Origin of the sequence: Micromonospora sp. NPDC047134 (assembly GCF_040643455.1) — a bacterium.
Classification (GTDB): domain Bacteria; phylum Actinomycetota; class Actinomycetes; order Mycobacteriales; family Micromonosporaceae; genus Micromonospora.
The window spans coordinates 38,555-50,731 of the sequence record NZ_JBEYUI010000035.1 but is presented as its reverse complement, the minus strand read 5'-3'; the positions used below and the strand labels follow the sequence as shown (position 1 = coordinate 50,731).

The window sequence follows — 12,177 nt, the reverse complement described above, 5'->3', positions numbered from 1 at the left end:
GATCTTTGTGTGAGAACTCAGATCATGGACAGGGTCCTCCCCATTCCGCTAGACCTCGACCACCACGAATCCCCCCCGATGGTCAAAACACGAGAAGCGCCCGCCCCCTTGGGGCGGGCGCTTCGCGTTTCGGGTGGTGCCAGTGATCAGCCGGCGGCGTTCTTCAGGCAGAGCACCGGGTTCTCCACGTTGCCGCGCAACTCGACGTACGGCAGGGCCGGGTCGGGGCACTTGTCCTTCGAGTCGACCTTCGACACCACGCTGAAGGTCTCCGGCTCCCCGCACACCGCCTCGATGGCGGTCTCGCCGGAGCGCTTGACGCAGGAGCCGACCGCCGGGTCGAAGGCGTTGTCGTCCGAGCCACCGAACTTGCCGAGCAGCAGCAGCAGGCCCAGCGGGATGGCGAGGATCAGCACGGCGGCCACCAGCACCGCGGCTAGCACCCGGCCGTTGCGTACCTTCGGCGGTGGCGCGTCTGCGGCCGGCTCGGCTACCGGCTTGAACGCGTCGAATCGGCCCTGCTCCGGCTCGGCGGCCGGTGCGTCCGGGCTCCACGGCGCGTTCGCCTGCGGCCCCGAGGGGAAGGCCGTGGTGTGGTTGCCGCCGGAATCCGGGCGGGCAGGGGAGCCGTAGGTGACCCCGGGACGGTCGTTCGGGCCGCCGAAGGGGTCCCGAGCGGCACCACCGGACGGGCCGCCGAAAGGATCACCGGGCGGGGCACCGAAGGGGTCACCAGACGGACCGCCGGACGGGCCGCCGAAGGGGTCACGGGAGGCACCACCGGTGGGGCCGCCGAAGCGGTCGGCGGGCGAGGGCGGTTCGGCGTGCGGCTTGACGCCGTTGACCGGGCGGTCGGTCGCCGGGGCGTCGGCGAAGCTCGGCAGGCCCGGCGGGAAGGCGGGTGAGGCCGGAGCGACCGCACCGGCGAAACCGCGCGGACCGGGCTGCTCGTGCTCCCCGAAGCGCGGGTCCGGGCCCTGGTCGAACCGGGGCGCCGAGGGCTGCTCCTCCCGCTCCTGGACCGGCTCCTCCGGTTCCGGGCGGGCCGGTCGGCCGTACACCCGGGGTGCCGGGGTGCCGGTCGGGCGCACCACGTGGTCGGCCGGCGGGGTGACCCGGCTGGTCGTCGGTACGGAGGCGCTGGCCGAGACGGCGCCGGTGGCCGCCGGCGGGGTGGCCCGGCCGACGGACTCGGGCGAGGTCCGAGGGTTGGGGATCGCGGCCTCGGCCGAGGGCTGCGCCTCGTCCTGTCGCGGCTCGGGCTGGCCCCAGCCCGGCTGCTCGCCGCCGGTACGCGGGCCCTGCGGGTGCTGCTCGCCGGAGTACTGGCCCGGGGCGGGGTAGTCGGCCGGGGGTACGGCGGCCAGGCTGGCACCGGGGACCCGCTGTTCCTGCGGGGGCAGCGGAACCATGTTGGCCGGCGAGATGCCCGGAGCCGGGGCGGGCTGATAGACCGGGCTCTCGTCGGAACGACCGGCCTCGGCCCGGGGCGCACCGGCCTCGGGCGCTCCGCTGCTGCCCCACGCCTCACCGGGGGCCCACGGCTCGACCTCGCCCAGCGGCGCGCGGTCGGTGCCGGTACGCGAGGGCAGGGGCGTAGCCGAACCAGAGGTCTCGGTGGGGGTCCAGGCGGCAGCCGGGCGGTCCTGGCCCGGGGGCGACCATTGGGGCCGTTCGTCGGCCGGGCCGCCGCTGCCGGACCAGCCGGTCGGCTCGGCCTGCTGCGGGGTGGCCCAGTCGGGCTGTGCGGGTCGGTCGTTGCCGGGCTGCCGCTCGTCAGTCGACCGTTGGTCACCGGCCCAACCGCCGGTCTCCGGCTGCCGGGCCTGGCCGCCGGTGGCCCAGCCGGGTTGTTCCTGCTGCTCGGCCGGCCATGCACCGCCTCGGGCCGCGTCGTCACGACCGGCCAGTGGCCGGGACGTCGGGTCGACCTGGGGTACCTGGGCCACGGCCCGGGCCCCCGGCTCGCTGCGGGTCGGCGGCTCGGCCCGGGTCACCGGCTGATCGGACTGAGCCCAGCCCGGCTGCCCGGACGGACCGGCCTGCCAATCCGGCTGAGCGGGCGAACCGGCCTGCTGCGCCCAATCGGGCTGGGCGGGTGCACCAACCTGCTGCGCCCAGTTCGGCTGAGCCGGCGAGCCACCCTGCGCCCAGTCGGGCTGCTGGGGAGACTCGGGCGGGCCTGCGGTGGTGGCCCAGCCTGGCGGCTGCTCATCGGGGCGGGGGGCGGCGTTCCACTCCGGCTGCTGGTCGGCAGCCCAGCCACCGGGCCGGGCGGAGCCGGGCTGGCCGCCGGTCGACTGGTCGGGGGCGGTCTGATGGGGAGTCCACTCAGCCGGTGAGGGAGTCTCCGATGTGGTGCCACCACCACCCCAGGCCGGGTTGCTCTGCCCACCGTTGGCCCAGGCAGGCTGGTCCGAGGTGGACGGCGCCGGCCAGTTGGCGGCGGGGTGCTCACCCTGGGCCGCCCAGGACGGCTGGCCACCGGCCGGTTGCTCGCCCTGTGCGTTCCAGGACGGCTGACCGCCGGCCGGTTGCTCACCCTGTGCCGCCCAGGCGGGCTGGCCGCTGGCGGGTTGCTCGTTCGGTGCGGTCCAGGAGGGCTGCCCGCCGGCGGGCGGTGCCCAGGTGCCGGAGTTCGGGCTCTGCGCCTGCCGGGTGGCCTGTGGGCCACCCCAACCCGCGCCCGGCTGACTCGCCCAAGCGGGGGCGGCCTGGTCAGGCCGGGCTGGTGGTGGCGGAGCCCAGCCGAGATCCGGGGCGGGTGCGCCGTATCCGTTGTCCTGCTGAACCGGGCGGTCGCCGTACGGCGCCGATCCGCCGCCGCCCGGCGGCACCTCGTCCGGCTCGTGGCCGGGGTGGTGCGGGCCCTCGGACGTCATGCGTGCGCCTCCTCCATCACATGTCGGCCGCCGTCGCCGATCTCTCGGCCGGGCAGCCGGCGGTGCCGGCGTGCCGGCCGTGCCGGCTCCCCGCACCGTATCCGGTTGTCACCGGGGCGCATCCGGGGAGCGCCGATCGTCACTGTCTGTTGCCGGGCGATGTCGATCCGCATCTATCGCGTGACCTGCCCGGGGCGGGGTGACGACCGTGAACCACCGTACCGGGCGCTGGGGTGAGGCGGTATCCCGGTGTCACTGCCCGGGCCCAATGCCAACGACCCGCCCGGTGCGCCGGGCGGGTCGTGGTTGGGGAGGTGAGTTGAAGTCGGGTGGCGTCAGTGCGTGTGACGCTGGGCGATGGCGAGGATCTCGTCGCGGACGGACGGCGAACTCGCGGAGCGCAGGGCTCGCTCGATGGCGCGGGCGCGCCGGTTCGCGTCACGGCGGGTACGGATTCGCTCGATCATGCTCATGGTCTGTCTCTCCTGCTGTGCTATTCGGTTGTCGGCCCCTTGTGGTCTCTATTTAACCCCAGAACCACGCGGATTTCCATCGATTATTAGGTGAGCTGCAACACCAACCTAAGAATCTTAGGTCCAGGGTGGAGTGTGGACCGGGATTCTTCGCCCAACGGCAACGGCCGGTGTGCCGGGCGTTCACCCGTGGCACACCGGCCGTCGTCGTACCGGGTCAGGTCCAGGCGAGCAGGGCCGCCTCGGGGTCGGTGAGGAAGTCACCGATGTCGCGCAGGAACTTCGAACCCAGCTCACCGTCGATGATCCGGTGGTCGAAGGAGAGCGCGAGGGTGGTGACCATGCGGGGCTTGACCTTGCCCTTGTGCACCCAGGGCTGCTCGCGTACGGCACCGAAGGCCAGGATCGCCGACTCCCCCGGCGGCAGGATCGGGGTCCCGGTGTCCACCCCGAACACCCCGACGTTGGTGATGGTCAGGGTGCCGCCGGACATGGCGGCCGGCGAGGTCCTACCGGCCTTGGCGGTCTGCACCAGGTCGGTCAGCGCATCGGCCAACTCGCGCAGGGTCAGTCGCCCGGCATCCTTGATGTTCGGCACGATCAGGCCGCGCTCGGTGGCCGCCGCGATACCCAGGTTGACGTACTCCTTGACGACGATCTCCTCGCCGGCCCAGGTCGAGTTGACCATCGGGTGTCGCTTGACCGCCAGCAGCACCGCCTTCGCCACCAGCAGCAGTGGCGAGACCCGTACCTCGCGCCACTCACGTCGGCCACGCAGTCGGTCCAGGGCCTTCATCGCCCTGGTCATGTCGATGGTCAGGAACTCGGTGACGTGGGGGGCGGTGAACGCCGAGCGGGACATGTTCTCGGCGGTGAGCTTGCGTACCCCCTTGACCGGGATGCGCTGCTCCCGGTCGGCGCCGAAGCTCGCGGCGGAGGTGGTCGCCGCGCCTACCGTCAGCGGCTCGGCCGCCGCCGGTGCCGCCACGGCCCGCTGTACGTCCTCCCGGGTGATCGAGCCCAGCGGACCCGAGCCGGTCAGGGTACGCAGGTCGACCCCGAGATCCTTGGCCAGCTTGCGGACCGGCGGCTTGGCCAGCACCGGCCCGGCCAGGTGCCCGTTGCCGTTCACCGCCGCAGGGGCAGCAGGCACCGCCGCAGGCGCCGGGGTGGCCTGGACCGGCACCGGAGCCGGGGCGGGGGCCTGGGTCGGGGTCGCGCCCTTGCGGGGCCGGCGCTTCGCGGCCGTGGTGCGGGGGCCGTAGCCGACCAGGACGGCGGTACGCCCACCCGGGGCGGGACCACCGATCAGGCCCGGCTCGACCGCCCCCTCCGCCGGAGCGATGTCCACCGCGGCCAGCGAGGCCGCCGAGGGGGTGGGCAGCTCCTCCGGCATCGGCCCGGCAGCCGGGTCGGTGTCGATCGCGATGATCGGCGTACCGACCTCGACCGTGGTGCCCTCCGGGTGGAAGATGGCCTGCACCTGACCGGCCCACTTGGCCGGGATCTCCACGGCCGCCTTGGCGGTCTCCACCTCGACGATCGGCTGGTTCAGCTCGATGGTGTCGCCCACCTTGACCAGCCAGGCGAGGATCTCGCCCTCGGTCAGGCCCTCGCCGAGGTCGGGAAGGTTGAACTCCTTGATCCGGGACATGCCGCTCACCAGCCGAAGGTGCGGTCGACGGCGTCGAGCACCCGGTCGAGGTCGGGCAGGTACTCCTCCTCCACCCGGGCGGCCGGGTAGGGGGTGTCGAAGCCGGTGACCCGCAGCACGGGCGACTCCAGGGAGTAGAAGCACTCCTCGGTGATCCGGGCCGCGATCTCCGCCCCCAGGCCCACGTTGGAGGGTGCCTCGTGCACCACCACCGCGCGGCCGGTGCGCCGCACCGACTCGTACACCGGACCCAGGTCCAGCGGGGAGAGGGTCCGCAGGTCGATGACCTCCAGGTTGCGGCCGTCCTCGGCCGCGGCGGTCGCCGCGTCCAGGCAGGTGCGCACCATCGGGCCGTACGCCAGCAGGGTGGCGTCCGTGCCCGGCCGCACCACCCGGGCCGAGTGCAGCGGGTACGCCTCGAACAGCGGGGCGTCCAGGTCGACCTGCCCCTTCTCCCAGTAGCGCCGCTTCGGCTCCAGGAAGACGATCGGGTCGTCCGAGGCGATCGCCTGCTGGATCATCACGTACGCGTCCTGCGGGTTGGCGCAGGAGACGACCTTCAGGCCGGCGGTGTGGGCGAAGTACGCCTCGGGGGACTCCGAGTGGTGCTCCACCGCCCCGATGCCGCCACCGAAGGGAATCCGGATGACCATCGGGATGCGCAGCTTGCCGCCCGAGCGGTAGTGCATCTTCGCCACCTGCGACACGATCTGGTCGTACGCGGGGTAGACGAAGCCGTCGAACTGGATCTCGCAGATCGGCCGGTAGCCCCGGATGGCCAGGCCGACCGCGGTGCCGATGATGCCGGACTCGGCCAGCGGGGTGTCGATCACCCGCTGGTCACCGAAGTCCTTCTGCAACCCGTCCGTGATCCGGAAGACCCCGCCCAGCTTGCCGACGTCCTCGCCCATGATGACGACCTTGGGGTCGTTCTCCAGGGCCTTGCGCAGGCCGATGTTGAGGGCCTTGCCGAGGGTGAGCGTCTCCGTGGCCATCAGTGCGCGCTCCCCTCGAACGAGTCGAAGTACTTGTTGAACTGCGCGCGCTGCTCGTCGAGCAGCGGCGACCCGTTGGGGTAGACGTGGTCGAACATGGTGACCGGTGCCGGGTCCGGCATGGCCAGCACCCGCTCGCGCAGGTCGATCGCCTCCCGGCGGGCCTGCTCGTCGACCTCGGCGAAGAAGTCGCCGTCGGCGATCTTCTCCCGTTCCAGGAAGGCCTTCATCCGGGCGATCGGATCCTTGGCCTGCCAGGCCTCGACCTCGCTGGCGATGCGGTAGCGGGTCGGGTCGTCGGAGGTGGTGTGCGCGCCCATCCGGTAGGTGTACGCCTCGATCAGGCTGGGGCCCTGCCCCTGCCGGGCGTTGTCCAGGGCGTGCCGGGCCACCGCGTACGTGGCCAGCACGTCGTTGCCGTCCACCCGGACGCCGGGGAAGCCGAAGCCGGCGGCCCGCCGGTACAGCGGAACCCGGGTCTGCCGCTCCAGGGGCTCGGAGATGGCGTACTGGTTGTTCTGGCAGAAGAACACCAGCGGGGCGTTGAAGACGCTGGCCCAGACGAAGGCCTCGTTCACGTCGCCCTGGCTGGTGGCACCGTCACCGAAGTAGGCGATGACCGCCTCGCCGTCCTCGCCGCCGGTCTTGCCGTCCATGACGACGCCCATGGCGTACCCGGTCGCGTGCAGGGTCTGCGCCCCGATCACGATCGTGTACATGTTGAACTTGAACTCGTTCGGATCCCAGCCGCCCTGGTCGACGCCGCGGAACAGGCCCAGGGGCATGATCGGATCGATGCCACGGCAGTAGAGGACGCCGTGCTCCCGGTAGGTCGGGAAGGCCATGTCCTGCGCGCGTAGCGCCCGACCGGAACCGACCTGCGCGGCCTCCTGGCCCAGCAGACTGGCCCACAGGCCCAGCTCGCCCTGCCGTTGCAGGGCGGTGGCCTCGGCGTCCAACTTCCGAACGAGGACCAGGTCGCGGTAGAGGCCGCGGTATTCCTCGTCGGTGAAGTCGACACGGTATTCGACGCCGTCCGGGCCGGTGACGCTGTCGATCCGCTCACCCGTCGGGGTGAGCAGTTGCACCAGCTCCGGGTCGCCGGTCGGAGCCTTCCTGGATCGGGGTGCGGCTCGTCGGCCGCGGGTGCTGGCCCCGGGGTCGCCCTTTGCCATCCGTCTCTCCCTGTCGTGTCTGCGTCGGCACCGGGGGGTCACCCGGCCGCGCGACTCGTGAGCCCGCCCCGGCTGGTGCCGGGATCGGTTCCTGGCGACCGCGCCTAGCCCCGGTGGGGGTTGCCGCGCGGCGTGAGCCGGATTCATGGCCGAACCCGGTTCGGGGAGCGTCGGCGCCCAGTCGCGCCTACCGCGTGGTGCGCGGAGGTCGCGGCTGCACTGCCGTCGTGGGTCCATATTCGCATCATGGGTGAGCCGTCCCACACCCTGCCTGCTCCGCATCCCGGCCCGGGTCCGGTTCGTTACCTGAAATGCCGAGGTGTCTGGTCCAGCGACTCCCGGCCGAACCGGCGATATTTGTCGCCATTCGGTCAGATGGGGTGTTTCGCCACGCTGCGGGGGGTTGGCTGCGGCGCGGCCACTGACCCACGCTTCTCGGGTGGGCCCCGTGCCGACCTCGGTGCCCCCCGGGCTGCTCATGGCGGTCCCGGCCCCGGTGACGGCGAGGAGTGCGTGGTGTCGGAACCAGCTGAGGGCGCGGAGGCACCCGGTCGGCACCGGCCACCGGAGGGCTACCGCCGAGTGATCGGCGCCCACCGGGCGGTACGCACCGCCGGCCCTTCCCGGGGCTACCTGCTGACGGTCGCCCTGCTGGCCGGTACGGCCTCGATGCCGGTGCTGGCCGCGATCAGCACCGGCTCGGCGACCGTGGGCAGCACCGCCCTGCCGGACAGCGGCACCCCCTTCATCCCGACGCCCTCCGTGGGGCCGGTGGTCATTCCGCCACCCCCCACCGGCGCCGCGCCGGCCACCCCGACGGCCTTACCCTCGACCGCTCCGGCCGCCCCACCGGTCAGCCCGACTGACCGACCCGACCCCGGGCCGATCCCCCCTCCGGTGGACCTGACCCCGCAGCGTCAGGTGGCCCCACCGGCGAACTCCCCCCGGCCACCGCTGCCCACCCCCGCGCCGTACCCACGCCCCAGCCCGGCACCCACCCCCACCCCGACCCGGCCCCTGCCGGGCACCTCGCCCACGCCGAAGCCGACCCCCCCGAGCGAACCCCCCACCCCCTCGGTGTCGCCCGATCCGCCGGCCGAGCCCAGTGCCTCCCCGGACCCGGATCCGCCCGCCGAGCCCACTGCCTCGGCAGAACCACCGAACATGACCGACCCGGTGGCCAGCAGCCAGCCCTGCGTCACGACGGATCCGTCCACATCGGCGCAGCCCGGTAGCCCGACGGAGCCCGGGATCTCGGCCGAGCCGGCCCCCGCCGCCGAACACTGAGGAAGCACCCCTTCGCCGACGGTACGGTGAGCACGGCGGCACATCGCCCTCGACGGACCGGAGCGAAGCAGGGGATCGAATCTTGGTCGACCGTGACCTGGCCACCGACGAGGTCGCTGCGGTCCGGCCCGGCCCGGGGCTGCGACTGGCCCGGATCGTCACCGAGTTGACCGCGCCCGCCGTCCTGGTGTCGCTGCTGACCGTGGTGATCGGCTGGCACAGCGCCCAGGGCACGGCGAGGGGCCTGGGCTGGGGCCTGGTGGCCGTGGTCTTCGTCAGCCTGATCCCGATGGCGTACATCCTCGGTGGGGTGCGCCGGGGCCAGCTGACCGATCACCACATCCGGGTACGCGAACAACGGCGGGTGCCGCTGCTGTTCGGGCTCGGTTCGGTCGCCGCCGGGCTGGCCCTGCTGGCCGTGCTCGGCGCCCCCAGACCCGTACTGGCACTGGTCACCGCCGGACTGGTGGGCCTGCTGGTGGCGGTGACGGTCAGCCACTGGTGGAAGATGTCGATCCACTCTGCGGTGGCGGCCGGCACCCTCGTGGTGCTGGTCGTCACCTTCGGCGCCTGGCTGTTGCTCGCCACCCCGCTGCTCGGGCTGGTCGGCTGGTCCCGGGTCCGGTTGGGTGACCACACCCCCGCCCAGGTGCTCACCGGTGGCCTGCTCGGTGCCCTGGTAGCGGCGGTGGTCTACGCCCTGCTGCGCTGACCCGGGCGGGTCAGCCCTCGTCGGCCAGGCGGTGCCGGTTGGCGTCGATCCAGGCGTCCAGGGCGGCCGGGTCGTCCGGGTCCACCCCGTCGGCCATCAACTGGGCCACCGCGGCGGTCGCCGGGCTGCGCCGCTCACCGGTGGCGTAGAGCCGGACGAACTCCGGCACCATCTCCGCGATGGCGGTGTCCGTACCGATTGCGGCCGTCTCCGGCAGGCCACGCCTGCGGGCGGCGTACCCGGCCCAGGCCCGCAGCACCCGGGGCAGCATCGCGGCGTCGTCCATGTCCAGTACGGCCCGGCGGTGCACCCAGTCGAGCAGGAAGAACCCGGCCACGGTCGGGCTCCAGCGCAGGGGGTCGGCGTCGGCGAAGGTGGCCGCATGGTCCAGCAGCAGGCCCAGGCAGAAGTGCAGGGAGGCCAACTCCGCGCCGTCCAGGTCGTCGAACCCCGCCCGGACGGCCTCCGGGGAGGCCAGGAACCGTCGGATCTCGTCGCTGCGTACGGCGGCCGGCAGCGGATCGGCGGGGGGCACCGGCGCGGCGCCTCCCGGCCCGGCCGGGAGGATGGCCAGCCGGGCCCCGACCAGGGCGCGATCGGTGGCCAGGGAACTGGCCCCGGGCAACTGCCCGAGTTGGTCGGTGACGGCCAGATGCCGGGTCACCTCGTCACGCATCCGGCTCGGTTCCTCCTCCCGGAACCAGGTCAGCTCGTCCTCGGCGCACAACTGCCGCACCTGGGCCAGGATCCGGCTCGCCGGCCCGCCGATGAAGACGTCCTTGGCGATGCCGATGTTGTGGTCCACCAGCGCGATCAACGCGTGCTCCGGCCCACCCAGGGTGTCGTCGTAGGCGAAGGTGGCCAGATAGGAGGTCTGGTCGCCGTAGACGTCGCCGTACGCCCAGGTGCCGGTGAGATGCACCCGACCCAGCTGCCCGGACCAGGCCGGGGCAGCGGCACCGGGGCGAACCCGGTCCGCGCCCTCGGCGTCCGGCACCAGGGCGGCGAACACCGCGCGTACGGTGGTCGCGGCCAGGGCCCGCCGTCGGGAGGTCGCCGCCAGGAAACCGGCCACGAACTCGCGTACGGCCGTCTCCCGGTCGGTCTCCGCTACCTCGTACACGCTGCCCAGCAGCGCCGCACCGAGCATCTCCGCGTCGAGGGCGGTGTCGAGCTTGGTCACGTCGCGGGCGGCGTGCAGCACGGCTTCGTACGGGGTCTGTGGCGTGGCCATGTGCTGACACTACGCCGCCGAGGGCCCGACCAGGGGTGAGCGCAGTCCCCTCGGGGCGGTCACCGGTGTCGGGCCACCTCCAGGACGGTCCGGGCATCGGCGTGCGCGGCGATCACCGCCCGGACCGGTGCCAGCACGTACTCCTCGCCCACCTCGGCCACCGCGCTGGTCAACCGGGCCTCGGCGCGTCGGCGGGCCCGTCCGGCGGCCCACCGGGTAACCGGTCGGGTCAGGGCCGCCACCAGCAACCCGGCCAGCAGCCCGCCGAGCAGCAGCAGGGTCGGCACGGGCACCTCACCGACCATCGGATGACGCAGTTCCGGCAACCCCAGGGCCCGCAGGGCGTAGCCGAGGGCCAGCCAGCCGAGCCCGGCCACGGCGGCCAGGGTCACCAGCCACTGCACCGCCCCGACCAGTCGCCACCAGGTCCGGGGACGGTCCATCCCCAGGTCGGTGCCGGAGATCGCGCGGTCCAGGGCGTCCGGCAGGTCGCCCAGTCGGGACCGGGCCGCCGCGGTGACCGCGTTCGGCCAGCCGCTGGGCAGGCCGGCACCGGCCCCCTCGGCCACCGTGCGCACCGCCAGCCCCAACGCGGACCGGTCAGCGCTGCTGGGCTCCGGCACCGAGGTGGCGGCGACCAGACTCGCCGCCTCGGGTGCCGTACCGGATCGGTCGGGAAGGTGCAGCCGACGCAGCGGATCGGGGCGCAGCCGCCGCCAGGCCCGTACCAGCGGCCAGCCGGTGGTCGAGGCGGCCCGGTGCCGGTACGCCTGCTCCACCGCCGCCACGACGGTCGGTACCCCCGCGGCGGCTACCAGGGCCCGGTCCAGTGCGGCCACCGAGGGATCGCCAGTGCTCAGCGTCGCCTGGGGGGCCCCGACCATCTCGTCCAGGGCGGCGACCACGGCGTCCACGTCACCGGAGAGCCGGCGCAGGGCGGCCTGCCGCTGGGCGACGCTGCGTTCCAGCGCCTCACGCAGCCCCTGGGTCCCGGCCGGGTCGGCGACCGTGGTGGCCAGCAGTGGCACCCCTTCCAGCCCGTCGGCGTCGAGCAGTCGACGCAGGTCGGCCAGCACCCGGGATACCTCGGCCGGGGGCAGTCGGTCGACCTGGTTGAGCACGACCACGGTCACCTCGCGGTGCCGGCGGAACTCGCGCAGGTAGCTGTCGTGCACCACCCGGTCGGCGTACTTCTGCGGATCGACCACCCAGACCACCAGGTCGACCAGGCCGAGCAGCCGGTCCACCTCCAACCGGTGGGAGTGCTGCACGGAGTCGAAGTCCGGCAGGTCCAGCAGGATCAGCCCGTGCAGGGTGGACTCGTCGTCGCCGTCCAGCGCGCTCTCCCGGACGAACCGGTGTCGGGGCAGTACGCCGAGCCAGTCCAGCAGTCGGGTGCCACCGTCCAGGGGACCCCACACGCAGGCGTGGGCCACCCCGGTGGTCGGTCGGCGTACCCCGACAGTGGAGAGATCCATCCCGGCCATCGCGTTGAACAGGCTGGACTTGCCGCTGCCGGTCGCCCCGGCCAGGGCCACGACGGTGTGGTCGCGGGAGAGGGAGAGTCGGGTTCCGGCCCGTTCGACTAGGGTGCGGGCCGGCACCAGCGGAGTGTCCGGCAGGTGGCCGTCGACTATGCCGAGGAACCGGCGGATCGCCTCCAGTCGGGCGACCAACTGGTCGGCGTCGACCCGGCCGTCCGCCCGCAACGCCTCACGCAGGCGTCCGCCCATTCCCATCACGGCCGCTCCCGGCTGGTCCATGC

9 protein-coding genes are annotated in these 12,177 nt (G+C 73.4%); 2 read left to right on the top strand and 7 right to left on the bottom strand.

Going from position 1 to position 12,177, the window contains the following annotated elements:
- Window positions 1–146: 146 nt before the first annotated feature.
- The 5 genes from ABZ795_RS26900 to pdhA form a co-directional block, all read right to left on the bottom strand.
- Window positions 147–2,882, bottom strand: coding sequence for a hypothetical protein (locus ABZ795_RS26900; protein ID WP_357532360.1), 2,736 nt, complete (start codon window positions 2,880–2,882; stop codon window positions 147–149).
- Between the two features lie 335 nt (window positions 2,883–3,217).
- Window positions 3,218–3,355: a hypothetical protein gene (locus tag ABZ795_RS26895; protein WP_327023419.1), complete on the bottom strand. Its 138-nt coding sequence runs from the start codon at window positions 3,353–3,355 to the stop codon at window positions 3,218–3,220.
- A 217-nt stretch (window positions 3,356–3,572) separates the two neighbouring features.
- Complete coding sequence (locus ABZ795_RS26890) at window positions 3,573–5,018, bottom strand: dihydrolipoamide acetyltransferase family protein (RefSeq protein ID WP_357532359.1); 1,446 nt, start codon at window positions 5,016–5,018, stop codon at window positions 3,573–3,575.
- A complete protein-coding gene (locus ABZ795_RS26885; protein WP_357532358.1) occupies window positions 5,015–6,004 on the bottom strand; it encodes an alpha-ketoacid dehydrogenase subunit beta in 990 nt (329 codons plus the stop codon). Before ABZ795_RS26885 ends, ABZ795_RS26890 begins: the two co-directional genes overlap by 4 nt.
- Window positions 6,004–7,179 (bottom strand): pyruvate dehydrogenase (acetyl-transferring) E1 component subunit alpha, encoded by a 1,176-nt coding sequence (gene pdhA, locus ABZ795_RS26880; RefSeq protein ID WP_327023417.1) that lies wholly within the window; start codon window positions 7,177–7,179, stop codon window positions 6,004–6,006. Before pdhA ends, ABZ795_RS26885 begins: the two co-directional genes overlap by 1 nt.
- 516 nt (window positions 7,180–7,695) lie before the next feature.
- Here pdhA and ABZ795_RS26875 point away from each other — a divergent pair.
- Both ABZ795_RS26875 and ABZ795_RS26870 read left to right on the top strand, forming a co-directional pair.
- The gene (locus ABZ795_RS26875; RefSeq protein WP_357532357.1) at window positions 7,696–8,466 is read left to right on the top strand and encodes a hypothetical protein; all 771 of its coding nucleotides are present in this window, start codon (window positions 7,696–7,698) and stop codon (window positions 8,464–8,466) included.
- 82 nt (window positions 8,467–8,548) lie between these two features.
- Complete coding sequence (locus ABZ795_RS26870) at window positions 8,549–9,178, top strand: phosphatase PAP2 family protein (protein ID WP_327023415.1); 630 nt, start codon at window positions 8,549–8,551, stop codon at window positions 9,176–9,178.
- A 10-nt stretch (window positions 9,179–9,188) separates the two neighbouring features.
- Here the strand turns inward: ABZ795_RS26870 and ABZ795_RS26865 are convergent, their stop codons facing one another.
- Window positions 9,189–10,412 (bottom strand): hypothetical protein, encoded by a 1,224-nt coding sequence (locus ABZ795_RS26865; RefSeq protein WP_327023414.1) that lies wholly within the window; start codon window positions 10,410–10,412, stop codon window positions 9,189–9,191.
- Window positions 10,413–10,471: 59 nt separating this feature from the next.
- Window positions 10,472–12,175, bottom strand: a complete 1,704-nt coding sequence (locus tag ABZ795_RS26860) for a GTPase (RefSeq protein WP_357532356.1) — start codon at window positions 12,173–12,175, stop codon at window positions 10,472–10,474.
- Window positions 12,176–12,177: the final 2 nt, after the last annotated feature.